The following is a 24,850-nucleotide window of genomic DNA, read 5'->3' as shown; positions in this document are numbered from 1 at the left end:
GGGACGGACGCTAGCCGGCCACCAGGGCGGTGGAGCCGCGCTCGAACTCCTCGAGGTCGCCGCGCTCTCCCGCTCGGTACGCGCGGCCGCCGAGTACCCACTGGTAGGCGAGCACCGCGACCAGGGCGAGGGTACCGATGCCGATCTTGATCGGCCACGGCCAGTCCTGCCGCGTCACCACGCCCTCGACGATGCCGGACAGCAGCAGGGTCAGGGTCAGGCCGATCGCGATGGTGATGAGCGCACGGCCGTCCTCGGCGAGAGCCTGGGCGCGGGTCCGTCCGGACCCCGGTGCCACCCACGACCAGAAGATCATCAGCCCCGCGCCGCCGGCGAGGAACACCGAGTAGAGCTCGAGCTGCCCGTGCGGGGAGATGTAGAGGAAGAAGTCGGCCAGGCGCCCCTGGGAGTGCATGATCGCCGCGGAGACCCCGAGACTGACGGCGTTCTGCATGATCGAGAACGGCACGAAGACGCCGGTGATGCCGAACGCCACCATCGTCGCGGCGATGTAGGCGTTGTTCGTCCAGACCTGCGCGGTGAAGGCCCCGAGGCCACGGTCGGAGTAGTAGTCGACGAAGTCATGCGTGGCGTACCGGCGCAGGGCCTCGTCGCTGCCGAACGTCGCCGTCGCACCGGGGGTGGTGGTGATCCAGACGGCGACGATCGCCGCGATCGCCACCGTCGCGAGCGCGACCCAGATGGTCACCCAGCGGATCCGGTAGAGCGCCGCGGGCAGCTGCCGCGTGAAGAACAGGGCGACCGCGGTCAGCGGGTCGACGGGGGTCCCCGTGAACCGCAGACGGGCGCGGAACAGCGTCAGCGAGAGCCGGTCGCCGGCCACGGTACGCGGTGCGGCGCCCCGGATGCGGGCGAGGTCGGTCGCGGCCTCCTGGTAGCCGGCGACGAGCCGGTCGACGTCCGCACCGGACCGGTGCCGGGCACGCGCCAGACGGTCGAGCTCCTGCCACCGGTCACGGTGCACCTCGGTGTAGGCATCCAGGTCCACGTGTTCCCCCTCAGGTCGCGCGATCTCCGACAGAATGATCCCATGCCGAAGCCCCGCACGCCGCGTGACCTCGCCGACGCCCGGTTCTCGCGCGACCTCGACGAGACCGCCGACGAGCTGGTGGTGGGCGAGGGCGTCGCGCTCGACGTCCAACCCGCCGGACTCGTGCTGCGGCTCGCGGCCGCGCTGCTGGACGGCCTGTGCGTCCTCGTCCTGTTCGTGCTCGCGCTGTTCGGTGTCTCGCGGCTCTGGCCCAGCGGCATCGACCCGGCCTGGGGCGCAGCGCTCGGCATCGTGCTGCTCGTCGTCGTGCTGGTGCTGGTCCCCGCGGCGGTCGAGACGGTGACGAAGGGACGGAGCGTCGGACGGTTCGCCACCGGCACCCGGGTGGTCCGGCTCGACGGCGGCGCGATCGGGTTCCGGCACGCCTTCACCCGGGCGCTCGTCGGCCTGTTCGAGCTCTGGATGACGTTCGGCTCGGTCGCCCTGCTCGTCGCGCTGTTCGGCAGTCGGCCCCGGCGCCTCGGCGACCTGCTCGCGGGCACGATCGTGCAGCACGAGCGCCTGCCGAAGCAGCGGGACCCCGAGGTGCTGCTGCCCCCGGAGCTGACGGCGTGGGCCGTCGTCGCGGACGTCTCGGCGCTGCCGCAGCGGTTGGAGAACCGTCTCGGTGCGTTCTTCCGCGGGGCTGCTCTGATGCGCCCCGAGCTGCGCGAGGCCGCGGCGCAGACCCTGGCGGCCGAGGTGTCCGCGTTCGCGCACCCCGTGCCGCCCGTCCCGCCGGAGGTCTTCCTGGCCGGGGTCGTCGTGCTGCGGCGCCGACGGGACGTCCGGGCGCTGGGCGCCCGCGCAGAACTGCTCACCGCCGCGGGGGCGACGGCGGCGGCGCCCCCGCCGGGCTTCCCGCGCTGACGCGCGGCGCGCGGGCTGCGCGCTGCGCGCTGCGCCCTGCGCGCTGCGCCGCTGCGCGCAGCGCCGGAAGAGTTCGCACAACCAAAGTCACCCGGCACCACACAATCGCGCGGTTCCGGGTGACTTTGGTTGTGCGGGCCGCCCCGCCGCGCTCAGTAGCGGTAGTGGTCCGGCTTGAAGGGACCCTCGACGGGGACACCGATGTACGCCGCCTGCTCCGGACGCAGCGACGTCAGCTGCACCCCGAGGGCGTCGAGGTGCAGCCGCGCGACCTTCTCGTCCAGGTGCTTCGGCAGTACGTACACGCCCGTCGGGTACTCCTCGCGCCGGGTGTGCAGCTCGATCTGCGCGAGCACCTGGTTCGTGAACGAGTTGCTCATCACGAACGACGGGTGCCCGGTCGCGTTGCCGAGGTTCATGAGCCGGCCCTCGGACAGCACCAGGATCGACCGCTCGGTCGGCAGCCGCCACTCGTGCACCTGCGGCTTGATCTCGACCTTCGAGACGCCGGGCAGCGCCTCGAGCCCGGCCATGTCGATCTCGTTGTCGAAGTGCCCCACGTTCGCCACGATCGCCAGGTGCTTCAGCCCGAGCATCTCGTCGACCCCGACGACGCCCAGGTTGCCGGTGCACGTGATGACCATGTCGACGGTGTCGACGACGTCCGCCAGGCGCGCGACCTGGTAGCCGTCCATCGCCGCCTGCAGCGCGCAGATCGGGTCGACCTCGCTGACGATGACACGCGCACCCTGCCCGCGGAGCGCCTCGGCCGCCCCCTTGCCGACGTCGCCGTAGCCGACGACGAAGGCGACCTTGCCGCCGATGAGCACGTCGGTGGCACGGTTCAGGCCGTCGGGCAGCGAGTGCCGGATGCCGTACTTGTTGTCGAACTTCGACTTCGTCACGGAGTCGTTGACGTTGATCGCCGGGAACTTCAGCTCGCCGTTCCGGAACAACTCGTACAGACGGTGCACGCCCGTGGTGGTCTCCTCGGTGACGCCCTGGATGTCGGCCGCGATGCGGGTCCAGCGGTCCGACGATGTCTCGAGCGACCGCGCGACGGTGTCGAGCACGATCTTCCACTCGGTGCTCGCGTCCGGCTCGGCGACCGGAGCGGCGCCGGCCGCCTCGGCGTCGGCACCGGTGTGCACGAGCATCGTGGCGTCGCCGCCGTCGTCCAGGATCAGGTTCGGCCCGGTCCAGTCGGCGCCGGCCGCGGTGGCCTCGTCGCTCCAGTCGAAGATGCGGCTGGTGCACCACCAGTACTCCTCGAGCGTCTCGCCCTTCCACGCGAACACCGGGACGCCGGCGGGGGCGTCCGGGGTGCCGGTGGGTCCGACGGCGACGGCGGCGGCGGCCTCGTCCTGGGTGGAGAAGATGTTGCAGCTGGCCCAGCGCACCTGCGCGCCGAGGGCGACGAGCGTCTCGATGAGCACCGCGGTCTGCACCGTCATGTGCAGGGACCCCGCGATGCGCGCGCCGGCGAGCGGCTGCGACGCCGCGAACTCGTCACGCAGGGACATCAGGCCCGGCATCTCGTTCTCGGCGAGGCGGATCTGGTGCCGGCCCGCCTCGGCGAGGGACAGGTCGGCGACGCGGAACGCAGCAGCGGTGCGGGTTTCGGTGGGCATGCCCACAGTCTTCCATGCCGGGAGGCGCGGATCACCAGCCGATCCCGGTCACGTCCCACGGGCCTCCCGTCCGACCACCGCGGCACGTCGCGGACGCGAGCCGTCAGTCGGCGTCGCGCGGCAGCGGCTCGCGCCGCACCACCTGCCAGCCCCGCGGGACGCGCAGGGTGGCCGCGTGGCGGGCGCAGAGGTCGTAGCCGTGCGGTTCGACCCGGGTCGACAGCGGGCCGACGACCACCATGGAGTCGCCGTAGTCGTACGTCAGGGTCGACGAAGCGCTGTTGGCACACGCCACCTTGCTGCAGATCCGCACGTCCATCTCGTCAGGGAGCCTAGCGGAGCGTCCGGCGCGCACCGGTCCCCGCGTACGATGTGGGGATGCGTCGGAAGCCTCGCCTCGTCACCCCGGTCGACCGCGGTCGGGGGCGCTCCCGGCACGGCCGTGGCGGGCGTTCGAGCGTCACCGGGCCGGAACTCGCCCCGGTCATCACCCGCGCCGAGGCGTTCGACCGGATCGTCGGTGACAGCGCGCACTACCTGCTCGGTCTCTGGCCCGAGGAGCTCTCCGGCGTGGTGTTCCAGGTGGCGGACATGCCGAGCGACACGACGCTGCCGGACGAGATGCCGCGCTGGCGCATCGACCGCGACACCCGCCGCGTGACCGTCTTCCGGATCCCCGTCGAACGGGTGAACCGGAGCCCCGAGAAGGACGACTCGGACCGCCGCATCATCATCGAGACCGCGGTGTTCCGCGCCGTCGGCGAGCTGATCGGCAAGGACCCCTGGGACCTGGCACCGGACCGCTACCGCCACTGGTGAGCCACGGCGGGCCGCCGACGACGTCCGTCGACGCGCCTCCGCCGGGCGTCAGGGGTAGACGCGGACCGGGGTCGACACCGCGGTGGCCGGACGGATCGGGAACCCGGCGATCCCGTCGTCCCCGAGGTAGCTGACGCCGGCGACGACTCCGTCGGCACCGGTGATCGTGAGCTGCTTCGCGGTCTGGACCGACAGGGTCTCGGTCGCTCCCGACGGCACCTCGACCCGACGCTGCTCGTCGCCCGAGCGGATCGTCACGGTGCGGTCCGATCGGGTCGGGTTGACGAGGTTCAGCCGTGCGCCGTCGCCCGGGGCGATCGAGGTGATCGCCCGCTCGCCGAGCGGCTCCGCCGACGCGAACCAGCCGAGGTCGGTGCCGTCGCCGTCGGTCGGGGTCGTCGTGCGGGCCCCGGCGACGATCGGGACGGTCGAGGTGATGGTGAACGAGTACCGGCCGTCCGGGAAGTCGTCGAGCGGGACGTCGGTGACGACGCCGGGTTCGGCGGTGGCGTTGACGGTCGTGCCGCCACCGTCCGCCGTCGTGATGCCGAGGGTGACGCGTGCGGACCGCTCGCCGGGGACGAACAGCCGGACGACCGGTGCGGCGTCCGCGGTGTCGCTGCCGCGCTGGGCCGCCTTGGCGTTCGCGAGGGCGACCGCGGGGATCACCTGCGAGCGCGTGGGCGCGGCGCCGCCGGAGACGATGTCGTAGCCGCCCGGCGTGAGCGTCCGGACGACGGTCTCCTGCATGTGTGCCACGATCTGGCCGCCGGATGAGGTGACGTGCACGACGGTCGAGGCCGCGTCGGAGACGAAGCCCGAGAGCGGGACGACCTTCTGCGTGTTCGGCGCCACGACGATCCCGGTGGTGCCCGGCGCGCTGACGGTGCCGTTGCTGTCGAAGATCGCCAGGTCGACGGTGGCGTTCACGTCGGTCGGGTTCGACAGCGTGACGAGGCTGGTGCGCCCGGTCTCCGTCGAACCGCCGACGAGCCAGGTGGACTGGCTCGGGTCGTCGCACGAGGCGGCACCGGCGCCGACGAGGTCGCCGTTCGAGACGCTCTGGAAGCTGCTGCCCGCGACCTGCGGCGTGGTCTCCCCCGCCGGGGCCGTCAGCAGCCGGGGGTCGCTGCCGCCGGTGGTCGAGGCGTCGAGCTCGGACCGGTCGACCGTCGAGCCCGTGGTCGCGGTGGCGACGGTGGCGGTGCCGACCGTGCTCGCCTGGGTCGCGTCGTTGCCGGCGTCGTCGGACAGGCGCAGGGCGCTGCCGGCGCAGACGCGCTCGGCAGCGGCCGGGATCGGTGTGACCGTGCGCCCGGCCGGACGCCCGGGCTCGGAGTCGGTGCCGTAGGCGTGCGCCGCGGTGACCGCGCCGGCGGCGACGACGACGGCGACCGCCGTGGCGGTGCCGCGGACGACCCACCGGCGGACGGAGGCGGGGGTGCGGCTCATTCGTCTCGCTCCTCGTCGAAGGTGGTGGCGGGTTCCTCGGCCTCGATGACGTTCGAGGTGGCACGGCGGCGGCGCGGTGCCGTCGGGACCGCGAGCAGGGCTGCGGCGCCGAAGACCACGCCGAGCACGACGAGGTACAGCACGTGGGTGGCCTGGGTCGCGGCGGAGCCGGAGCGGGTGCGGTCGACCTCGCCGTCGTAGTGGAACAGCTGCCCGTTGGTGGTCTCGCCGATGCTCGTGAAGAGCGCGTTCTGCCCGATGGCGCCCGCGGCCCGGTCGTGCACCGTCTGCGCCTCGGGGTCGTCGTCGGCGTCATCGATGAGCACGAAGCTCACGCCGAGCTCGCGGAGCGCCGGCCGCGGGTCGTACCCGCTGCGGCTCGCCAGGTTGCCGGCGAGCGTGGTGAGGCGTGCGCCGGACTCGCTCAGCCGGAGTGCGGTGGCGTCGAGCGTCGACTGGTCGTCGAGGGTGGAACCCTGCCCGCGCTCGAGCGTGACCGCGAGCGATCCGTCGTCCTGCGGGACGACCACGAGCGTGCCGACGTCCGGGTTCGCCTGGGCCTCGGCGTTCACGTAGGCGCTGAGCACCCGGCCCGTGGTCGGCTCGATCGTGGCCGTGCCGAGGTAGAACGCTGCGAAGGCCGGCGCCACGGCGACCCCGGCGAGCACGGTCGCGACGAGCCCGGTGACCGGGGCGGCCTTGGGCAGCACGTCGATGCCGATGCAGGCCGCGACCACGAGGGCGAGCCAGTACACGGACAGACCGCTGCCGGGCCAGACGATGGTGGTGGTCGAGCCGACACCGGTGACGGTGACGTGGGTGGCGGCGAAGGCCGTCGCGAAGCCGAGGAGCGCGATGACGAGCGCCGAGCCGGCGACCGCCCAGCGGTGTCCGAGCATCGCCCCGATCGCGGCGACGGCCACGGGGAGCGCGAGGACGGCCATCACGATCGGCAGGGCCGCGGCGACCAGTCCGAGCCCGGAGGTGGCCGGGAGCCAGCCGCTCCAGTCCGGCAGGGGCTGCCCGATGGCCAGCTGGAGCGCGGACGGCGCCCGCGTCGCGGACGGCACACCGGGGTCGGCGAACACGGCGAGCAGGTTGCCCCGTGCCGCCTGCGCCAGGATCAGCGGCAGGAACAGCACCGCGGTCGGCACCGGGATGAACACACGACGGTGTGCCCGGCGCCAGCCGACCAGGAGCGCCACGAGCCAGCCGATCAGCAGGACCGGCAACAGCGACGGCGCCGAGGCGGCGACGACGGCGAACAGGAGCGACGCGCCGGAGGCCCACGCCCACGAGCGGTGCGCCTCGAGCACGGCGACGAACAGCCACGGCAGGACCAGGTGCGCGATCACGGCGCCGAGGTGCCCGGTGGTCACCGCGCCGACGAGCGACGGGGCGATCGCGTAGAGCGACGCACCGATGACCGGGACCCACGTGCGGGTCGTGACCTTGCGCACTGCGAACCAGGCACCCAGGGCGGACAGCGGGAACGCGACGAGCATGACGAGCACGACCGCGGTGGACGGCGACCAGAAGACGATCGAGCCGAGCACGGCGAGCACCGCGGCGAAGGGGTCGGACGGGCCGGTGAAGCCCGTGCCGAGCGAGTGGAAGCCGTAGCCGACGTTCTGCCAGAGCTGCCCCGGGGTCGCGGAGAGCGGCAGGAGTCCCCCTCCGGTCAGGGCCGGCGACCCGAGCAGCGGGTAGAGCGTCACGACGCTGAGCACCGCGGCGGCCAGGACCACCCAGATGCCCCCGTCGCTCAGGAACGACGCCCGGGCGATCGGGGCGTCCTCGACCCGGGCGAGTTCGACGTCGCGCGAGGTGGTGCGGTGTTCGTGCACCCGCCGCCAGCTCACGCGGAGCGGCTCGACGGCCGCCCAGCCGAGCTTCTTGGTGCGGGCCAGGTTCTTGCGCGCGCGCCCGGTGCCACCGCCGAACGCGACGGCGAACGCGGCGGAGAGCTCGGGGACCACGGCGGCGGGGTGCTTCGCGACGAGGTGTCCGAGCGCGCGGCCGATCGCGAACGGCACGAGCGTGAGCCAGTGCAGCCAGACCAGCGCGGCCGGCGCGTAGGTCATCCGGCGGTGCAGCTGCGCCTGCCGGTGCATCCGGACGCGTCGCGCCTCGGACACGCGCTTGCGACCGAACTCCTCGATCGGTCCGGCGCTGGTGACCTTGGCCTCCGGCACGAGGGCGACGCGGTGTCCGGCGAGACGGACCCGCACCGAGAAGTCGAGGGCCGCGTCGACGTCCGGCAGCGCCGGATCGAAGCCGCCGAGTTCGTTCCAGACCGAGCGGCGCACCAGCATGCCGCCAGCGGCGACGGCGAGCACGTCGGTGTTGCGGTCGTGCTGGCCCTGGTCGAGCTCGTCCTGCACCAGCACGATCGACCGGCCGAAACGGGTCATGCTCTCGCCGAAGGCACGGATGAGCGAGGGGTCGTCGTCGGCGACGAGCTTCGGACCGGCGACGACGACGGACGGTGCGATCTCGACGGCGGACAGCAGCTCGGCGAGCGCGGTCGGTGCCGGCGCGTTGTCGTGGCCGAGGATCCACAGCCACTCGTCGACCGGCTCGTCGGTCGCTGCGGGCGGCGCGCTGCGCTCGCCCTGGCGGACGGCGTCGCCGAACGCCCTGCCCGCGGGGAGACGGACGAGCTGCGCGGACCCACCGAAGGACAGTTCGGCGGTCGATCCGTCGGTCGTGCCGACGTCGACGACCACCAGGTTCTCGGGGTGGCGGGTCTGGGCGGCGAGCGCGTCCAGGGTCCGGTCGAGGTGGGCCGCCCCGTTGGCGGCGACGAGGATCGCGGTGACTCTGGGCTGCATGACGGGCGTCACTCTACGGTCTGGAGGCGCGGTGTCGGCTGCGCACGGCGGCGCGCCGTGAACCTGTGGACGCGCTCACTGCACGGTGCGGGACGGGCGGAGGTGGTCGCCTTCCGGCGCCTTCGTCGCAGGCTCCTCAGGGGCGCGGTCGCACGGCGCTGGCGCGCCGTGAACGCTCCTACGCCCGCTTCCGCAGCTTGCGGCGTTCGCGCTCGGAGAGGCCGCCCCAGATGCCGAAGCGTTCGTCGTTCTCGAGCGCGTACTCGAGGCACTGCGCCCGGACCTCGCACGAGGTGCAGATCTTCTTCGCCTCGCGCGTGGAGCCGCCCTTCTCGGGGAAGAACGCCTCGGGGTCGGTCTGCGCGCAGAGCGAGTCGACCTGCCAGGCGAGCGGGTTCTCCTCGTCGTCGGTCTCCGGACGTCGGACACCCGGGACGCCGAGCGCCACGGGATCGACGTGCCAGTCCTCCGGAACTCCGGCGTGGAACTCGGAACCGTTCACCCTGATCACCCCTGCCGCCTCGACAACGAACCCCAACTCTTGCGGCCGTTGCCTGTAATTACAGCGGTGTCATTCGTCTGAGTCAAGTCGCGGATCATAGAAGGCACTGACCGCTCCAGCGTGTCATGTCCCCCGTTTGGGCGTGTCGCACCGCACCGGTGGGCCTTCCGGGGGACAACTGACGCGTCCTCAGGCGCTCAGGAGGCGCTGCGACGTGCCTCCCACGCGCTCGACACCATCTCGTCCAGGGAGTGCCGCATCGCCCACTCGAGGTCACGGGCGGCGGCCTCGCCGGTCGCGACGATGCGGGCCGGGTCGCCGGGGCGCCGCGGTGCGATCTCGGGGTCGAAGGCGATCCCGGTGCCCGCCGCCATGGCGTCCATGATCTGCCGGACGCTGACGCCGTCGCCGCTGCCGAGGTTGTAGGCACGCTCGAGCGGCTCCCCCGCCTCGAGCTTCTGCGCGGCCACCGCGTGCGAGTGCGCCAGGTCGGCCACGTGCACGTAGTCACGCACGCAGGTGCCGTCCGGGGTGGCGTAGTCGTCGCCGTTGATCCGCGGGGTCCGGCCGGCGAGCAGCGCGTCGAAGACCAGCGGGAACAGGTTGTGCGGGCTGGCGTCGTACAGGTCGGGCTCCCCCGAACCGACGACGTTGAAGTACCGCAGCGACGTGGTGGTGAAGCCCGCGGCGACCTCCATGTCGCGCAGCAGCCACTCGCCGATGAGCTTCGACTCGCCGTAGGGCGACTCCGGGTTCTTCGGGGTGGACTCGACCACGGTCTCGACGTCCGGGGTGCCGTAGACCGCCGCGCTCGACGAGAACACCGCCTTGGTGACGCCGGTCTCGGCCATCGCACGCAGCAGGGTGGCCATGCCGGTGACGTTCTGCTCGTAGGTGTGCAGCGGACGCTCGACCGAGACGCCGGCGTACTTGAACCCCGCGACGTGGACCACGCCGGTGACCTCGTGCTCGCGCAGGGTGCGTGCGACGAGCTCGCCGTCGAGGATCGTGCCCTCGACGAACGGCACGTCGTCCGGGACGAACGCGCGGAAGCCGCTCGAGAGGTCGTCGAACGCGACCGTGTCGATGCCGGCCGAGCGCAGTGCTCGGACGACGTGGGACCCGATGTACCCGGCACCGCCGGTGACCAGCCAACTCATGCTCGCCACGCTAGCGGACGTCGGCGACGCCCCGGTCGCGGCGCCGGTGTCGCGCCCTAGGCGCCGGTGGCGATGAACACGGTGGACGTGATGCCGTCCGACGAGTCCGCCTCGACCGTCACGTCGCCCTCGTCCGGCGTGACGAAGCACGACTCGCCCTTGCGGAGCAGGGTGGCGGACTTCGCGCCGACGAGCGTGACGACGCCCTCGGTGCAGACGGCGATCGACGGGCCGACCAGCGGGGCGACGCCGCCGGTGCTCAGTCCCGCGGGGCGACCGTCGCCGTCCACCCGCAGCAGCGCGAACCCGACGCCGTCCGGCGCGAACCGGTCGACGCCCGGGGCGATGCGCTCCGGCTCGAGGACCGGGGCCGGGTACGCGGTGAAGTCGAGCACCCGCAGGAGCTCCGGTACGTCGACGTGCTTCGGCGTGAGCCCGCCGCGCAGCACGTTGTCCGACGGCGCCATCAGCTCGATGCCGAGCCCGTCGAGGTAGGCGTGGATGTTGCCGGCGGGCAGGTACATGGCCTGCCCAGCGGCGAGCGTCACCCGGTGCATGAGCAGGGAGACGACGATGCCGGGGTCACCGGGCCAGCTGGTCGCCAGGTCGCGGACGGTCGCGGTGTTCGGGGTGAGCAGGTCGTCGTCGAGCGAGACGGCCAGGTCGCTCGCGGCCTGCACCACGGCGAGCGCGGACTCGTCGGCGGTCTCGAGCCAGCGGACGGTGTCCTCGAGCCCGTGCAGCAGGTGCACCTCGAGCGGACCGAGCCGTCCGGTGCCGGCGTCGAGCACGCGCACCTCGGCCAGGGTCTCCTCGACGGGGCGGAAGCCGCTCAGCGCCTCGAACCGCTCGCTCAGCGCGACGACGAGCTCGGGCTTCGGGAACGGGTCCTTGTAGTTGCGGGCCGGGTCGTCGAGCGGGATCCCCTCGCGCTCCTCGCGGGCGAACCCTTCCTCCGCCTGCTCCGGGGTCGGGTGCGCCTGCAGCGAGAGCGGTGCCGCCGCCGCGAGCACCTTGAGGAGGAAGGGCAGGTCGGTGCGGTCCGGACCCAGTGCGGTCTCCGGCTCGTCGGCGATCCAGTCACGGAGCGTGTCGGCCCCGCCGACCATGGCCGGGTTGACGACGACACTGGGGCTGCCGGCGTGGGCGCCGAGCCAGAGCTCCGCCTGCGGGGCACCCGTGACGGTACGGCCGAGGAGCTCCGGGATCGCGGTGACCGAGCCCCAGGCGTAGTCGCGGGGGGTGTTCGTGATGCCGAGGAACATGGGCCAGAGCCTACCGGCGCGGCGCGCGACACTAGAATCTCCGCGATGTCTGCAAGCACGGTGGAACCGCCGACCCGAGGATCCCTCCGCACCTCTTCGCCCCGGTCGACCGACCCGACCCGGTGGGACATCCAGGGGCTCCGCGCGTTCGCGGTCCTGGCGGTCGTGCTCTACCACCTCTGGCCGGCACGTCTGCCCGGCGGGTTCGTCGGCGTCGACGTGTTCTTCGTCATCTCGGGTTTCCTCATCACCGGACACCTGCTCCGCGAGCTCACCGCCACCGGCCGGATCGGGCTCGCCGGGTTCTGGGCGCGCCGCGCGAAACGGCTGCTGCCCGGGGCGTTCATCACCATCGTCGCGACCGGTTCCGCCGTCCTGCTGTGGGTGCCGAGCGCGCTCTGGGGGCAGTACGGACGCGAGCTCATCGCGTCGACGGTGTACGTGCAGAACTGGCAGCTGGCAGCCGACTCGGTCGACTACCTGGCGCAGGGCAACCGGCCGTCGCCGTTCCAGCACTTCTGGTCGCTGTCGGTCGAGGAGCAGTTCTACATCGCGCTCCCGCTCCTCCTGCTCGCCGCACTGTGGGCTGCTCGCCGCATGCGCCGATCGGGTGCCGACCCGGTCACCGTCACCCGGGTGCTCCTGGGGGCCGTGGTCGTGCTGTCGCTCGCGTGGAGCATCATCCAGACGCAGACGGCCCCGGGTGTCGCGTACTTCTCGACGGCGACCAGGGCGTGGGAGTTCGCGCTCGGCGGCCTCGCCGCGACCCTCCCCCTGACGGCACCGCGGACGACGCCGGCGCGGTCGGTGCGCATCGTCGGCGCGTGGCTCGGCGCAGCGGGGCTGGTGGTGTCGTTGTTCGCCATCACCGCGTCGACGCCGTTCCCGGGCATCGCCGCGGCCCTGCCCGTCGTGTCGGCCACGCTCGTCGTGCTGTTCGGTGGGCACTCCGGCCTGCAGCGCGTCGGCCGGTCCACCCCGGTCGCGTTCCTCGGCCGGATCTCGTACGCGGTCTACCTCTGGCACTGGCCCGCGGTCGTCCTGCTGCCGATCGTGCTCCGCCACGACCTCACGACGAAGGACCGGCTCGCGATCCTGGTCGGCTCGGTCGTGGTCGCCGCCGTGACGACGCTCGGCATCGAGGAACCCCTGCGGTTCTCCGCGCGGGTGCGGTCGCTCCGACCGCGGCGGGTCGCGCTGTACGGCGTCGTCAGCACCGCCCTCGTCGTGGCGCTCGGTGCCGCGTCGCTCACCGCCCTGCACGTGCAGCAGGTCCAGGCGGCCGAGTTCCAGGAGCGCCTGAGCACCGGTGACGTCCGGTGCTTCGGAGCGGCGGCACTGATCTCGTCGTCCGATCCCTGCGTCAACCCGGCGCTCGCGGAGGTCCGCGTCCCCGCTCCCGCGAACGCCCTTGAGGACGACTCGAACCGGCCGGCGTGCTGGTCGAACGACTCGAGCGCGTTCAACGTCTGCGCGCTCGGCCCGAAGTCCGGCTACACGAAGCACCTCATCGCGATCGGCGACTCGCACAACAACGTCTTCGTGGACACGTACGAGAAGATCGCCGAGGCGCGCAACTGGCGCATCGACGTCGCCGGGCACCAGAGCTGCTACCTCACCACGGCGGTGCAGAGCGCTGGCTCGCAGAAGCAGGTCGACGACTGCAACGCCTGGAAGCAGAACGCGATGGCGTACCTCCGCTCCCACCCGGACCTCGACGGTGTGATCGCGACGCACTCGACCGGCAACGGGCCGGTCGAGCCGGCGGCCGGCGAGTCCGATGAGGACGCCGTCGTCGGCGGCCTGGTGCAGGCGTGGCAGGCCGCGGCCGACGTCGGGATCCCGATCGTGGCGCTGCGCGACAACCCGGTTGCGCGACCGGACATCGTGGCCTGCGTGGGGCAGATGTCCGGACCGACCACCGACGAGTGCGACTCCAGCCGTTCGGTCGGGTTCACCCTGTTCGACGGCTCCGAGCAGGCGGTCGCCCGGATGCCGGACAAGGCGCGCCTGATCGACCTGTCGCGCTACTACTGCACCGACACGATCTGCCCGGCGGTCATCGGCGGCGTGCTCGTGCACCGTGACCGGACCCACCTGACGAACACCTTCGCGGTGACCCTGGCCCCGTACCTCGGCGACGAGATCGCCGGCGCACTCGACACGTTCGGCGGCGACGGTCGTCGATGAGCACGTACCCTGACGTCGTGACGAACACCTGGCCGCTGTCCCGCGGGACCGTCCCCGAGCGCGAGGCGTTCTCCTTCGGGGCAACCCTGCTGTTCGTGCTCTTCGCCGGGGACGCCGTCCCCAACACGCTCACGTGGGTGGGCGGGGCGGTCCTCTGGGCGCTCGTCGCCGCGTGGGGTGTCTCGATCCTGGTCCGGGCGCGTCCGCCGATCGTCCGGACGCCCTGGGCGCTCTGGTTCTTCCTGGGCTGGTGCCTGGTGTCGGTGGCGTGGTCGCACTGGCGTCTCGCGACGCTCGCCAGCATCACCGCGCAGGTGATCTGCGTCGCGGTGGCCTTCGCCGTCGCGTCCACCCTCACCTGGCGCCGGATCCTGGACGCGCTGAGCCTCGCCATGCGCTGGGTGCTGCTGGTCTCGCTGCTGTTCGAGGCGTTCGTGGCCGTGGTCGTGCGCCACCCGATCGTGCCGGTCTGGACCGACTACGGCGACCGGGACATCCCGGACGCGTTCTACTTCTCGCGGGCCGAGCTCCTGACCGGCGGACGCATCCAGGGTCTGCCCGGCAACGCGAACCTGCTCGCCATGGTGGCCCTGCTCGTCGCCATCGCCGTCGCCGTGCAGTTCGCCGAGGGGCGCATCCGGCGGAACCGTGCCGTCGGCTGGCTGGTCCTGGCCGCCCTGGTGCTCGCCCTCACGCGGTCGTCCACCGTGCTCGTCGCGGCGCTCGTCGTCGTGGTCGTCCTCGTCGTCGCGCTGTGGATCCGGAGCGTCCCGACCGAGCGGCGGACCCCCAGGTACCTGGTCGTCCTGCTCGGCGCCGCGGTGGTCGCCGTGGTCTCGTCAGCGGCGAGCGGAGCCGTCTCGGAGCTGCTCGGCAAGGGTGCCGACGCGACGGGCCGCGGGCAGATCTGGGACCGCGTCCTCGGCCTGGTCGACCAGCACCCGGTGCTCGGGTGGGGCTGGATCGGGTACTGGTGGCCGAGCATCCCGACGCTGGCCGACCTGGCGCACCGGAAGGGTGTGACCTACCTGCAGGCCCACGACGCGTACCTGGACGTGTGGATGCAGACGGGGTTGATCGGGCTGGTCCTGTTCGCCGTGTACGTCCTGACCACCCTGAACCGCTCGTGGTCGTCGGCGACCCGCATCGGGTACGGGGCGACGCAGGTCCCACGGCCGTTCGACCCGGTGTCCCTGCTGCCGCTGCTCGTCGTCGTCGCACTGCTCGTGCAGTCCGTCGCCGAGTCCCGGTTGCTCTACCAGGGCAACTGGGTGCTGTTCGCCCTCATCGCGATCAAGACGCGCATCGTCCTGGTCGGCGAGGAACCCCACTCCACGGGCGACGGCCCACGCACACCGGCCGCACGACGCGAGTTCCGGCTGCCGACCGGGCGCTGACCGCCTCCCCGGACACGGACCGAGCACACCGGGGCCGTCAGCGCTCGAGCAGTCGCGCGCACGGCACCCGTGCAAGCCACGGTGCTTTCCGGACGGCGACCGCACCCGTCGGGTCCCCGTCGCACGCCGCGACCGCCGCCGGGATCTGTGTCGCCCACACCGGACCATCGCTCCGGCGGGTCGGGCCCGGCCCGACGTTGCCCAGCGTGGCGACGACCACCACCGCGACGACGCACCAGCCGGTCAGGAGACGGACGAACCGGGTCGGCGACGAGCCCGAGGCCTTCCGCCTCGGCTGCTCCCCCAGCAGGACGCTCGCCGCGACGACTGCGCCGGCGAGCAGCAGCAGGCCGGACGCAGCGGCGTAGCGCAGCGGCGGGACGGCCGCGAGGGCCGCGGTCGGCGCCGCCCAGGGCTGCGCCTCGCCGCCGTTGGCGTACAGCGCCGCCCACCACAGACCGCCGGACGCCACGGCGAGCGCCACGATCACCCACCGGGCTCGCCACTGCGCGACCACGACGGCGGCGACGAGCACGGCGGTCAGGAGCAGGACGGGGACGACCACGACGCCCCAGCCGTGCGTCACCACGGAGCGGACGGCGGCTCCGACGTCGGGGTTCCAGATCCCGGCGACCGGCTGCAGCACCCAGCCGGCGATCACGTCGGCGATCGTCGGCGAGCCCGCGGTGCGCGAACGGTGGTCGGTGGCCGCCGTCACGATCTGTGCGACGCCTCCGGTCAGGGCGACCACCGTGACCGGGACGGCGCGGGGCCACGCCCGGGCTCCGGACGGATCCCGTGGCGGCCACCACGCGAGTCCGAGGAGCGGGAGGAACAGCACCGCCTGCAGCTCGGAGAGGACGACGAGGCCGGTCAGGACGGCGACGACGCCGGAGCCCCACCAGGTCCGTGCCCGGTACGCGAGCAGCCACGGCACCGCGAACAGCAGGAACCAGTGGAGGTTCGCGGCGTTCCCGGCGATCTCGAACGGGGCGAGGGGCAGCAGGGCGGGCACCGCGGCGAGCAGCGCACGGAGCGGCCACTGCGGCACGACCTCGCGGGACAGCACGAACACGGTCGCCGCCACAGCCCCGACGACCAGGCAGGCGCCGACCGACAGCGCCCGGGCGTACTCCTCGACGGGCACCGACCAGGCGACGTCGACGAGCACCCGCGGCACGAGGTGCAGGTACCCGGCGTACGGGTGCAGGAGGGAGTCGACCGGGCCGAGGGCCAGGCGTTCCCGGAGGAACACACCGCCGTCCTCCGCCCACACGGTCCCCCGGGTCGCCGGACCGAGGCGCCACCACGTGAGCGCGGCCACGACCACGCCGACCACGAGTGCGGCGCCGACCGCGCCGAGGGCGTGGAAGGGGCGGGGGATCGTGCTCGCGGGGCGCTGCATCGTCGGACGACGCTAGCCGGTTCATCACGGATCAGCGATATCGACGCTCCGCGATGCCCGGCTCCGAGGTGCGTGCGCCAAGATGGTCGGGTGACGGACGGACGGTTGACGAAGCGTGTGCTCGCGCGCCGCTACCTCTCCGCGTGGGTCGGGTTCTCCGCCGGTGGACGGTTCAGCCAGGCGCTCGCGACGGTCATCGTCCTGTTCGCCTTCGGCCAGCCGACGGTCGAGGCGCTCGTCGGCCGTGCCGGGGTCTGGGCCGTGCTCGTCGCCCTCGTCGTCCTCGCCGGGCTCAGCCTGCTCGGCCAGCGCTACCGGATCGAGTGGCACGGGGTCCTCCCGCTGTCGCTCCTGGCCCTCGTCGGCTACTGCGCCCTGAGCGTGCTCTGGAGCGAGTACTCGTGGGTCGCCCTGCGGGGGCTCGTCAGCACCGTCTGCTTCATCGGCCTCGGCCTGTACCTGGCGCTCGGCCGCGACCTGGTGCAGCTCATCCGGGCGTCCGGCGACGCCTTCCGCATCCTGCTCGTCGCCGCGCTCGGCCTCGAGGTCCTGTCCGGGCTCGTCCTCGACCTGCCGATCCCCGCGTTCGGGATCCAGGGCACCATCGCCTACGGCGGCCCGATCCAGGGCATCGGTGGCACCCGCAACTTCATGGGGTTCATCGCGGCGATGGCCCTCGTCACCTTCGTCGTCGAGTTCCTCACCCGCTCGGTGACCACCTGGCGGGCGATCGGGTCCGTCGCCCTCGCCGTGATCGCGCTGATGCTGGTGCAGTCCCCCATCACCGGTCTGGCGATGATCGCCCTCGCGGTCACCGCCCTCGCACTGTGGTCGCTGCGGCACGCCCGCCCGACGACACGGCCCGTGGTCAACGGGGTCCTGGGCGGGACGGTGCTGCTCATGGTCGCCGTCGCCGTGCTCGCCCGGCACCGGGTCCTCGCCGAGATCGGCGCAGCGGGCGGTACCGCGACACGGCTCGACCTGTGGTCGCAGATCAGAGTGTTCATCGGCCAGTACCCGATCCAGGGCTGGGGCTGGGTGGGGACCTGGCCCCGGGAGGCAGTCGTCCCGTACGTCACCTTCATCGACCCCGCCGGGCACCGGTTCACGTCCGGGCTGAACGCGTTCATCGACGCGTGGCTGCAGATCGGTCTCGCCGGCACGATCATCCTCGGGCTGACGGCCGTGCTCGCGTTCGCACGCGCGTGGGTGACGGCGACGACGTTCCCCGGCGTCGCCTACGTGTGGCCGGCCGCCGTCCTGGTGCTCCTCGCGGTCACCAGCACGGCGGAGAGCTACCTGCTGCACGGCGCGGGCCTGATGGTCTTCGTGGCCGTCCTCGTCATCGCGGCACGACGTCGGTCGTGGCGTCGGCACCTGCCACGCACCTGATCGCCGGGCCGTGTGCCGACGGACACACCACCGCGCCGTCGAACGCGCTCCCGTCACCGGGTGCCCCTAGACTGCCCGGGACCGTCAGGGGGACGGTCCTCGTCGTCAAGGAAGCACCACATGCGCCTGCACCGCCGCCTCGCTCTCGTCCTGACCACCGCGCTCGTCGCCACCGGCGTCGCCGTCGTCGCACCCGCGACCGCGGCCGACGCCGCAGCTCCGGCGACCGGTCGCTACACGCCGATCGACACGACGCGCGTGTGGTCGGGCGCCCTCGGCACGACGCCGAAGGCCGTGAAGATCGCCGGTTCGGCCGGGGTGCCGACGAACGCGACCGCCGTCGTCGTCAACGTCGAGGTCGCGAAGCCGACGGCCGCCGGCTACGTGCGGGTGACGCCGGCCGGCAAGGACGCCACCGTGGCCACCCAGGACTTCGCGGCCGGCCAGACGATCGCGAACCTCGTGACCGTCCGCCTGGTGAACGGGTCGATCCAGGCGAAGCTCTCAGCGGGCACCGCGAGCGGGTACTTCGACGTCGCCGGCTACTACGCCGACGGCGCCGGCGCGACGTACACCCCGCTGGACGCCGCCCGCGTGTTCAGCGGCCCGGTCGGCACCACCCCCGTCCCCGTGCCGCTCGCCGGCCGCGGCGGGATCCCCGCCGACGCCACGGCCGTCGCCGTCAACGTCGAGGTCAGTGGGCCGACGACGGCGGGCTACGTCCGGGTGACGCCCGCCGGGCAGGACCCGCAGGTCGTCACGCAGCTGTACTCGGCCGGGCAGTCGCTGTCGAACCTCGCCATCGTGAAGCTCGTCGGCGGTGCGGCGCAGGTGAAGCTCTCGAAGGGATCGGGGACCGTCTTCATGGACGTCGCCGGGTACTACTCGAACGCGTCGACCGGTTCGGTGTTCGTGCCGATCGACACCACGCGCGCCTTCGCCGGAGCCGTGTCGACGACCGCGGGCACCGTCCGGCTCTCCGGCGTGGCCGGGGTCCCGGGCACCGCGACCGCCGTCGTCGCCAACGCCGAGGTCACGAAGCCCACGACGGCCGGGTACCTGCGCCTCACGCCGGCCGGACAGGACCCCCAGGTGGCGACGCAGCTGTTCGACGCCGGGCGGCCCGTCGCGAACCTCGTGATGGCCAAGGTCACCGGGTCGAGCGTCGACCGCCGGGTGCAGGCCAAGGTCTCGCGCGGCTCGGCGCAGCTCCACCTCGACGTCGCCGGGTACTTCCTGGACGGCTCGAGCGGGACCGGCTTCGGCGCCGACGTCTCGTGGCCGCAGGGCGGTTCGCCGTCGGACTACCCCGTCGGCCAGGCGTTCGGGATCGTCGGTGTGAACGGTTCGCTGCCGAACCAGGACAACCCCTCGCTCGCCCCGCAGCTCGCGTGGGCAGCCGGGTCCACGGGCGGGACGTCGCAGCCGGCGACGCAGCTCTACGTGCTCGCCGCGAACCCCGGAAAGGCCGCGTCGGTCTGGCCGCGGACGAACCGCGACCCGGGTGGCACGACGGTCACGAACCCGTACGGCACCTGCACCGGCGGCTACGACCAGGCGTGTTCCTTCATGTACGGCTACACCCGAGCGTACGAGGACACCCACACCCGTGGGGTCCCCAACCCGTCCTCTCACCGCTGGTGGATCGACGTCGAGACGGGGCTGTCCTGGCTGACGGCCGCCGACGCGAAGGACCACCAGACGCAGAACCGCGCGGACATCGAGGGCATGGTCGCCGCCCTGCGGGCCGCCGGGGTGTCCACCGTCGGCATCTACTCCACCGGGTACCAGTTCTCGCAGATCGTCGGCACCGTGCCGACGTCGTCGCCCCTGCGCGGACTGCCGAGCTGGCTCGCCGTCGGCGAGGACGGGGTGGCGGCCGCGCAGAAGGCGTGCTCCGGTGCCGGGCTGACCGCCGGCAGCCAGGTCCGGATGGTGCAGTACGTGGTCGGCGACCAGGACCGCGACGTCACCTGCGTCTGAGCCGCGACGAGCGCCGGACCGGAGGCGCGGTGCCCGCCCGCACCGCGCCTCCGGTCCGGCGACGTGCCGGGACACCGCCGTCGTGCGGCGGGCGGATCAGCCGTACCGTCAGGCGCTCGGCCGGCGCCGGAAGCGGCGCTGGAGTCCCCACCGGGTGACGCGGACCATGGCCTCGACGACGACCGAACGGCTCATCTTCGAGACCCCGTGCACACGATCGCGGAACCGGATCGGCACCTCGACGATCCGTCCGCCCAGGTCGTCGACCCGCCGGGTCATGTCGATCTGGAAGCAGTACCCCTTCGAGTCCACCGTGTCGAGGTCGATGCGCGCGAGCGACTCGGCCCGGTAGGCGCGGAAGCCCGCCGTGACGTCCCGCACGGCGACGCCGAGCAGGATCCGGGCGTAGGTGTTCGCGCTCCGGCTCAGCGCCTGCCGCGACAGCGGCCAGTCCACCACCGACCCGCCCGGGACCCAGCGCGACCCGATCGCGAGGGCGACCGACTCGTCGTCGCGGACGGCGTCGAGCAACGCCGGCAGCCGGTCGGCGGGGTGCGAGCCGTCGGCGTCCATCTCGACGAGCAGCGGGTACTCGCGCTCGAGTCCCCACCGGAACCCGGCGACGTAGGCGGTGCCCAGGCCGAGCTTGCCGCTGCGCTCGACCAGGTGCACCCGCGGGTCCGTCGACGCGATGTCGCGGACCACCCCGGCCGTGCCGTCGGGGCTGCCGTCGTCGACCACCAGGACGTGCGCCGTCGGCACCGCCCGGAGCACGGCGGCCGTGACCGCACGGACGTTCTCGGCCTCGTCGTACGTCGGGACGACGACGAGGGCCGAGGCCGGCGCCGGCGTCACCGGTTCGTCAGGCGCCGCTTGATCTTGCCCGCGACGCTGCGCGGACCCTCGGTGCGGAAGTAGTGCACAGCACGGCCGACGTCGTAGCGGACGCCCGACAGCGGCTTGCGCTCGGGCACGCGCACGCGCATCTGGTGCGGTTCGACGGCCGCGACGGTGTCGCGCACCGACTTGTCGGCCGCGCGGACGGGGTTCCGGCAGAACTCGACGAGCGGCGCGAGGACGTTCTCCCACGTGAACTGCTCGCGGATGCGGTCGACGTTGCCGATGAACTCGGCGCGGGCCTTCTTGTCGAAGAGCGCGGTCTCCAGCGCGTCGGCGAGGCCGTCGATGTCCTGCTCGTGCACGGCGATCCCGAGCTTCTCGGCAGCGACCAGGTCACCGAAGGAGTCACCGGCGGTCGTCACGATCGGCAGACGGGCCCACAGGTAGTCGAGGATCCGGGTGCGGAACGAGAACGTCGTCTCGAGGTGCTCGTAGTGCGTCGAGACACCGGCGTCGGCCTCGAGCAGGTACGCACCGCGCTCCTCGTACGGGATCCAGGCGTCGTTGAAGAAGACGTTCGTGCCCGTGAGTCCGAGGGCGTCGGCCTCGGCACGCACCTTGGCGACGATGTCCATCTCGGGCACGTCCGGGTTCGGGTGCTGCACGCCCATGAAGAACAGCTTGACGTTCGGCTTCCGCTCGGCGAGCCGGCCGATCGAGCGCACGAGCGTGATCGGGTCGAACCAGTCGTAGATCCCGCCACCCCACACGACGAGCTTGTCGGTCTTGCCGATGCCCGGCACCACGCCCTTGACCCGCTGCTGGTCGTGCACGGGCGGCGTCGAGGAGAGGCCGAACGGCACGACGCCGATGAGCGAGCGCAGGTCGGGATCGCGCGAGTACGTCCGCGCGTTCACCCGCCCGGACCCGGCGAGCTGGCCGAGCCAGAACATCCGCTGCCGTTCCGAGGCGCAGATGAAGTAGTCGCCGAGCTCGAGCTGGTGGTTCAGCGTGTCCGAGGCGTCGAGGATCTGACGGTTCCACTGGTCGACGTCGTCGCTGCGGCCCTGCTCGAGCTGCTCGAGGTGCAACGGGTCGTAGACGTCGACGACGAGGATCTTGCGCGTGGACTCGAGCACCGGGAACAGCCGGAGCGCGTGGCCCTGGACGATGATGACGTCCGCCCACGCCTCGTGCTCGACCATCTGCCGCGGGTGACGGTGCGGCACGGTGACGACGTCGTACGTCGGGTCGATCTGCGACGAGCGCGTGAGGCTGATCACACGCACGTCGTGCTCGTTCGCGAGCTGCTTCGCCATCTGGGTGGCGCGGATCGCCGGGCCGGCCATCTTCTCGCCGATCGAGTCGCCGGTGATGATGAGGACGCGACGACGGGTCCCGACCTCGAGCACGCCGAGCGAGTGCACGATCTTGTCGTAGCCGGCCAGGTAGTTCTCGATCGGGTACGCGGGCTCGTCACGGTTGCCGAACAGGCGCAGGAGCTCGCGGTCACTGCGGACACGGCTCGCCTGGATCGCGCGGCGCGACTCGGTCATCGAGGGCAGCTGCTCGACGAACTGGTCGACGCCGTAGATGCCCGCCATGCTCGTCTTCGGCACCGGGATGGTCGGGACGCTGTCGTCGCCCGGGTTGCGGAGGTCGAGCTCGGTGGAGTCGAGTTCACCGCGGCCGACGGCCCGGCGGACGGCCAGCGCGAGCGATCCCGGCAGTGCCGCCGCGAGCTGCTCGTCACCGAGGTTCTTGTACAGGGTGAAGAGCGCGTTCCGCTCGAGCAGGTACGTCTCGCGGAAGTCGCCGAACTTGTTCATCGACGCGTGGTGCTTGTGGAACGCGACCGACTTCGGCTGGTAGCGGAAGCGCCACCCGAGCAGGTTGAGGCGCCATCCCAGGTCGACGTCCTCGTAGAACATGAAGTAGCGGTCGTCGAACCCGCCGAGCTGCTCGAACAGCTCCGCACGGATGAACATCGCCGCACCCGTACCGAACAGCACGTCGGTCTCGGATTCCCAGCGGCCGGTGTCCGGCGACCCGGCGAAGGGCTTGTAGCCCATGCCGTACCAGGTCATCGCGGCCTCGGTGAAGTCGACGTTGACGCCTTCCCAGTCGAGGACCTTCGACGCCACGGCACCGATGTCCGCGCCGGCGGCGAAGGTCGCCATCGCCTCGCGCACCCAGCCGGTGTCCGGACGGGCGTCGTTGTTCAGGAACGCCACGATCTCGCCGGAGGAGTGCTCGACGCCGAGGTTGCAGCCGCCCGTGAACCCGAGGTTCGCACCGGAGTCGACGAACGTGAAGTCGAGGTCGGAGGCCTTGAGCCGTCCGACGTGCTCGGGGCCGGAGCCGTTGTCCACGACGATGACCTCGAGCCGGTCCTGCGGCCAGTCCTGCTTGCGGAGCTCGGCGATGCTCGTCAGTGTGTCGTCCGTGCCCTTGTAGTTCACGAGAACGACGGACACGACTCCTGGCTTGCGCTCTGTCACGGCGAGTTCCTCCAGCTGCAGCCGCGGGCGCGGCACGGGTCGGTGATCCGGCCGTCGAGGATGCCCGACGGCCGACAACACCCTACAAGGCGCAGCACGGCGCTCGGCGGAGGTCGTGCCCGGGTCGGGCACAATGGGCACCGTGACGCACCACTCGATCCCCACGGCCCCCGCCCCGTCCCCGCTCGCCGCCGAGTACGACGCGATCGCTCGTGGCGACCACGCGACGGGCAGCAGGGGGACGATCCGCTTCGCGGTGTCGACGGACGACACCACCGAGGGCAAGGGCGACCTGTTCGTCGCGCTCGGGCTCGCCCGGGCGCTGCGTGCGCACGGCTGGGGCGTGGACCTGTGGCCGATCCGCCGCTGGACCGAGGACGTCCCCGACGACACCACCGTGCTCGTCAGCATGATCGAGTCGTTCGTCCCCGGACTCGTGCCGTCCCGGACCGCCACGGTGGCGTGGGTGCGCAACTGGACGGCACAGTGGGCATCGTCGCCCTCCCTCGCCGAGTTCGACGCCGTGTGGGCGTCGTCCTCGATCGCCCGCGACGCCCTGTCCGAGGTGGTCGACGTCCCCGTCGAGGTGGTCCCGATCGGCGTCGACCTCGACCTGTTCCGGCCCGACGTGGACGGGACGCCCGGCCCGCGGACCGGACGCACGGTCACCACCGTCAACTTCTGGGGTGCCAGGCGCGGCGTGCAGGACGTGCTGCAGCAGGTGGCGCCGGCCGAGCCCGTCGTCTGGTTCGCCGCCAACGTGGAGCACGTCGATGCCGCCCCGGGCGTGGAGCTCCGGCCGGCGGTGTCGTACTTCGCCCTGCCCGAGGTCTACCGGGCCGCCGCGTTCGTCGTCGACGACGTCATCGCGCCGGCCGCCGAGTTCGGCACCCTCAACTCACGGCTGTACGAGTCGCTCGCGTGCGGCGCGCTGCCGGTGACGAACTGCGCGCTCGGTCTCGACGAGCTCGGCCTGACCGACGTCCCGGTCTTCACCGATGCCGCCTCGCTCGAGCGCGCGATCGCGATGCCTGCCGACGAGCGCGACGAACGCGCCGAACGGCTCCGGAACGTGGTCGTGGAACGCCACTCGTACGCCCGACGAGCCGAACAGGTCGCGCCGTCGCTCGACGCGGCGCTGGAGCGGGCAGCGACCCGCTCGGGCGCGCGGCACCCGCTGCTGCGGTGGGCGGCACTGCAGCGCGAGGTCCTGCGCGCGACCGAGCAGGAGCGCGACGTGCACCGCGCCGGGGTCGACGACATCAACCGCCGGCTCATCGTGTCCGAGGAGGCGGTCGCGGTCCTGGACCGGGCCCGACAGGACGCCGAGGCCGCGCGACGGCACGCCGAGGCCGAGCGTGACGCGATCGCCACCCGGTACGACGCCCTCACCCACTCCGCCGAGTTCCGTGCCCTCGACCGGCTCGGCGGCGTGGCACGAGCCCTCCGGCGCCGCGGCTGACACCGCTGCCGCGGCTGCGTGCGCCGCGGACGTGACGATGACGGAACGGGAGGCGCGGTGCCAGCTGGCAGCTGGCAGCTGGGCCGACGCCGGCCG

At 72.6% G+C, this 24,850-nt stretch carries 18 protein-coding genes; 7 read left to right on the top strand and 11 right to left on the bottom strand.

Features of this window, described 5'->3' with window-relative positions; all coding sequences use genetic code 11:
• Positions 1-10: 10 nt before the first annotated feature.
• Entirely contained in the window at positions 11-1,009 is a 999-nt protein-coding gene (locus tag BR70_RS0113535) for a stage II sporulation protein M (RefSeq protein ID WP_027466501.1), read from the bottom strand.
• Positions 1,010-1,051: 42 nt separating this feature from the next.
• Between BR70_RS0113535 and BR70_RS21020 the strand changes: the two genes are divergently transcribed.
• Entirely contained in the window at positions 1,052-1,921 is an 870-nt protein-coding gene (locus tag BR70_RS21020) for an RDD family protein (protein WP_051596923.1), read from the top strand.
• A 152-nt stretch (positions 1,922-2,073) separates the two neighbouring features.
• On the opposite strand, the gene ahcY is transcribed toward BR70_RS21020, so the two are convergent.
• Positions 2,074-3,552 (bottom strand): adenosylhomocysteinase, encoded by a 1,479-nt coding sequence (gene ahcY, locus BR70_RS0113525; RefSeq protein WP_027466500.1) that lies wholly within the window; start codon positions 3,550-3,552, stop codon positions 2,074-2,076.
• Positions 3,553-3,655: 103 nt separating this feature from the next.
• The gene (locus tag BR70_RS0113520; protein ID WP_027466499.1) at positions 3,656-3,871 is read right to left on the bottom strand and encodes a DUF3499 family protein; all 216 of its coding nucleotides are present in this window, start codon (positions 3,869-3,871) and stop codon (positions 3,656-3,658) included.
• A gap of 59 nt (positions 3,872-3,930) precedes the next feature.
• Here BR70_RS0113520 and BR70_RS0113515 point away from each other — a divergent pair, with 59 nt between their 5' ends.
• Positions 3,931-4,371 carry a metallopeptidase family protein gene (locus BR70_RS0113515; protein ID WP_027466498.1) on the top strand — a complete coding sequence of 147 codons (441 nt, stop codon included), beginning with the start codon at positions 3,931-3,933 and terminating at the stop codon, positions 4,369-4,371.
• Between the two features lie 48 nt (positions 4,372-4,419).
• Here the strand turns inward: BR70_RS0113515 and BR70_RS0113510 are convergent, their stop codons facing one another.
• From BR70_RS0113510 to manA, 5 genes are all read right to left on the bottom strand, one after another.
• Positions 4,420-5,823 carry a DUF5719 family protein gene (locus BR70_RS0113510; RefSeq protein WP_027466497.1) on the bottom strand — a complete coding sequence of 468 codons (1,404 nt, stop codon included), beginning with the start codon at positions 5,821-5,823 and terminating at the stop codon, positions 4,420-4,422.
• Positions 5,820-8,657, bottom strand: a complete 2,838-nt coding sequence (locus BR70_RS21015; RefSeq protein WP_051596922.1) for a glycosyltransferase — start codon at positions 8,655-8,657, stop codon at positions 5,820-5,822. The genes BR70_RS0113510 and BR70_RS21015 overlap by 4 nt, the downstream gene beginning before the upstream one ends.
• A gap of 178 nt (positions 8,658-8,835) precedes the next feature.
• Positions 8,836-9,168, bottom strand: a complete 333-nt coding sequence (locus BR70_RS0113500) for a WhiB family transcriptional regulator (protein ID WP_081827389.1) — start codon at positions 9,166-9,168, stop codon at positions 8,836-8,838.
• A 188-nt stretch (positions 9,169-9,356) separates the two neighbouring features.
• Positions 9,357-10,319 carry a UDP-glucose 4-epimerase GalE gene (gene galE / locus BR70_RS0113495; RefSeq protein WP_027466495.1) on the bottom strand — a complete coding sequence of 321 codons (963 nt, stop codon included), beginning with the start codon at positions 10,317-10,319 and terminating at the stop codon, positions 9,357-9,359.
• 56 nt (positions 10,320-10,375) lie between these two features.
• The gene (gene manA, locus BR70_RS21010) at positions 10,376-11,584 is read right to left on the bottom strand and encodes a mannose-6-phosphate isomerase, class I (protein ID WP_035808868.1); all 1,209 of its coding nucleotides are present in this window, start codon (positions 11,582-11,584) and stop codon (positions 10,376-10,378) included.
• 45 nt (positions 11,585-11,629) lie between these two features.
• Here manA and BR70_RS21005 point away from each other — a divergent pair, with 45 nt between their 5' ends.
• Together BR70_RS21005 and BR70_RS21000 are read left to right on the top strand one after the other, a co-directional pair.
• Positions 11,630-13,774: an acyltransferase family protein gene (locus BR70_RS21005; protein ID WP_081827388.1), complete on the top strand. Its 2,145-nt coding sequence runs from the start codon at positions 11,630-11,632 to the stop codon at positions 13,772-13,774.
• Positions 13,771-15,171 (top strand): O-antigen ligase family protein, encoded by a 1,401-nt coding sequence (locus BR70_RS21000; protein WP_051596920.1) that lies wholly within the window; start codon positions 13,771-13,773, stop codon positions 15,169-15,171. The genes BR70_RS21005 and BR70_RS21000 overlap by 4 nt, the downstream gene beginning before the upstream one ends.
• Before the next feature lie 37 nt (positions 15,172-15,208).
• Here BR70_RS21000 and BR70_RS0113475 read toward each other — a convergent pair whose 3' ends face one another.
• Complete coding sequence (locus BR70_RS0113475; protein ID WP_027466494.1) at positions 15,209-16,576, bottom strand: hypothetical protein; 1,368 nt, start codon at positions 16,574-16,576, stop codon at positions 15,209-15,211.
• Positions 16,577-16,666: 90 nt separating this feature from the next.
• Between BR70_RS0113475 and BR70_RS20995 the strand changes: the two genes are divergently transcribed.
• Both BR70_RS20995 and BR70_RS22485 read left to right on the top strand, forming a co-directional pair.
• Positions 16,667-17,968 (top strand): O-antigen ligase family protein, encoded by a 1,302-nt coding sequence (locus BR70_RS20995; protein WP_081827387.1) that lies wholly within the window; start codon positions 16,667-16,669, stop codon positions 17,966-17,968.
• A 120-nt stretch (positions 17,969-18,088) separates the two neighbouring features.
• Positions 18,089-19,951, top strand: coding sequence for a glycoside hydrolase family 25 domain-containing protein (locus tag BR70_RS22485; RefSeq protein ID WP_051596919.1), 1,863 nt, complete (start codon positions 18,089-18,091; stop codon positions 19,949-19,951).
• 108 nt (positions 19,952-20,059) lie between these two features.
• Here BR70_RS22485 and BR70_RS0113460 read toward each other — a convergent pair whose 3' ends face one another.
• Both BR70_RS0113460 and BR70_RS0113455 read right to left on the bottom strand, forming a co-directional pair.
• Positions 20,060-20,806 carry a polyprenol monophosphomannose synthase gene (locus BR70_RS0113460; protein WP_027466493.1) on the bottom strand — a complete coding sequence of 249 codons (747 nt, stop codon included), beginning with the start codon at positions 20,804-20,806 and terminating at the stop codon, positions 20,060-20,062.
• Positions 20,803-23,328, bottom strand: a complete 2,526-nt coding sequence (locus BR70_RS0113455) for a glycosyltransferase (RefSeq protein ID WP_442854645.1) — start codon at positions 23,326-23,328, stop codon at positions 20,803-20,805. Before BR70_RS0113455 ends, BR70_RS0113460 begins: the two co-directional genes overlap by 4 nt.
• Positions 23,329-23,434: 106 nt before the next feature.
• Here BR70_RS0113455 and BR70_RS0113450 point away from each other — a divergent pair, with 106 nt between their 5' ends.
• On the top strand, positions 23,435-24,754 hold the full coding sequence (locus tag BR70_RS0113450) for a glycosyltransferase family protein (RefSeq protein WP_175474949.1): 1,320 nt from the start codon (positions 23,435-23,437) through the stop codon (positions 24,752-24,754).
• The last annotated feature ends 96 nt before the right edge of the window (positions 24,755-24,850 follow it).

Origin of the sequence: Curtobacterium sp. UNCCL17 (assembly GCF_000686685.1) — a bacterium.
In the GTDB taxonomy this organism is placed as follows: domain Bacteria; phylum Actinomycetota; class Actinomycetes; order Actinomycetales; family Microbacteriaceae; genus Curtobacterium; species Curtobacterium flaccumfaciens.
This window is presented reverse-complemented; position numbering and strand designations above follow the sequence as displayed.

Excerpts from the sequence above, each read along its gene's own strand:
- galE (WP_027466495.1), bottom strand. The coding sequence starts at position 10,319 with ATGAGTTGGCTGGTCACCGGCGGTGCCGGGTACATCGGGTCCCACGTC.
- BR70_RS0113475 (WP_027466494.1), bottom strand. The coding sequence starts at position 16,576 with ATGCAGCGCCCCGCGAGCACGATCCCCCGCCCCTTCCACGCCCTCGGC.
- BR70_RS0113520 (WP_027466499.1), bottom strand. The coding sequence starts at position 3,871 with ATGGACGTGCGGATCTGCAGCAAGGTGGCGTGTGCCAACAGCGCTTCG.
- BR70_RS0113515 (WP_027466498.1), top strand. The coding sequence starts at position 3,931 with ATGCGTCGGAAGCCTCGCCTCGTCACCCCGGTCGACCGCGGTCGGGGG.
- BR70_RS21015 (WP_051596922.1), bottom strand. The coding sequence starts at position 8,657 with ATGCAGCCCAGAGTCACCGCGATCCTCGTCGCCGCCAACGGGGCGGCC.
- manA (WP_035808868.1), bottom strand. The coding sequence starts at position 11,584 with ATGTTCCTCGGCATCACGAACACCCCCCGCGACTACGCCTGGGGCTCG.
- BR70_RS21005 (WP_081827388.1), top strand. The coding sequence starts at position 11,630 with ATGTCTGCAAGCACGGTGGAACCGCCGACCCGAGGATCCCTCCGCACC.
- BR70_RS21020 (WP_051596923.1), top strand. The coding sequence starts at position 1,052 with ATGCCGAAGCCCCGCACGCCGCGTGACCTCGCCGACGCCCGGTTCTCG.
- ahcY (WP_027466500.1), bottom strand. The coding sequence starts at position 3,552 with ATGCCCACCGAAACCCGCACCGCTGCTGCGTTCCGCGTCGCCGACCTG.
- BR70_RS0113510 (WP_027466497.1), bottom strand. The coding sequence starts at position 5,823 with ATGAGCCGCACCCCCGCCTCCGTCCGCCGGTGGGTCGTCCGCGGCACC.
- BR70_RS21000 (WP_051596920.1), top strand. The coding sequence starts at position 13,771 with ATGAGCACGTACCCTGACGTCGTGACGAACACCTGGCCGCTGTCCCGC.
- BR70_RS22485 (WP_051596919.1), top strand. The coding sequence starts at position 18,089 with ATGCGCCTGCACCGCCGCCTCGCTCTCGTCCTGACCACCGCGCTCGTC.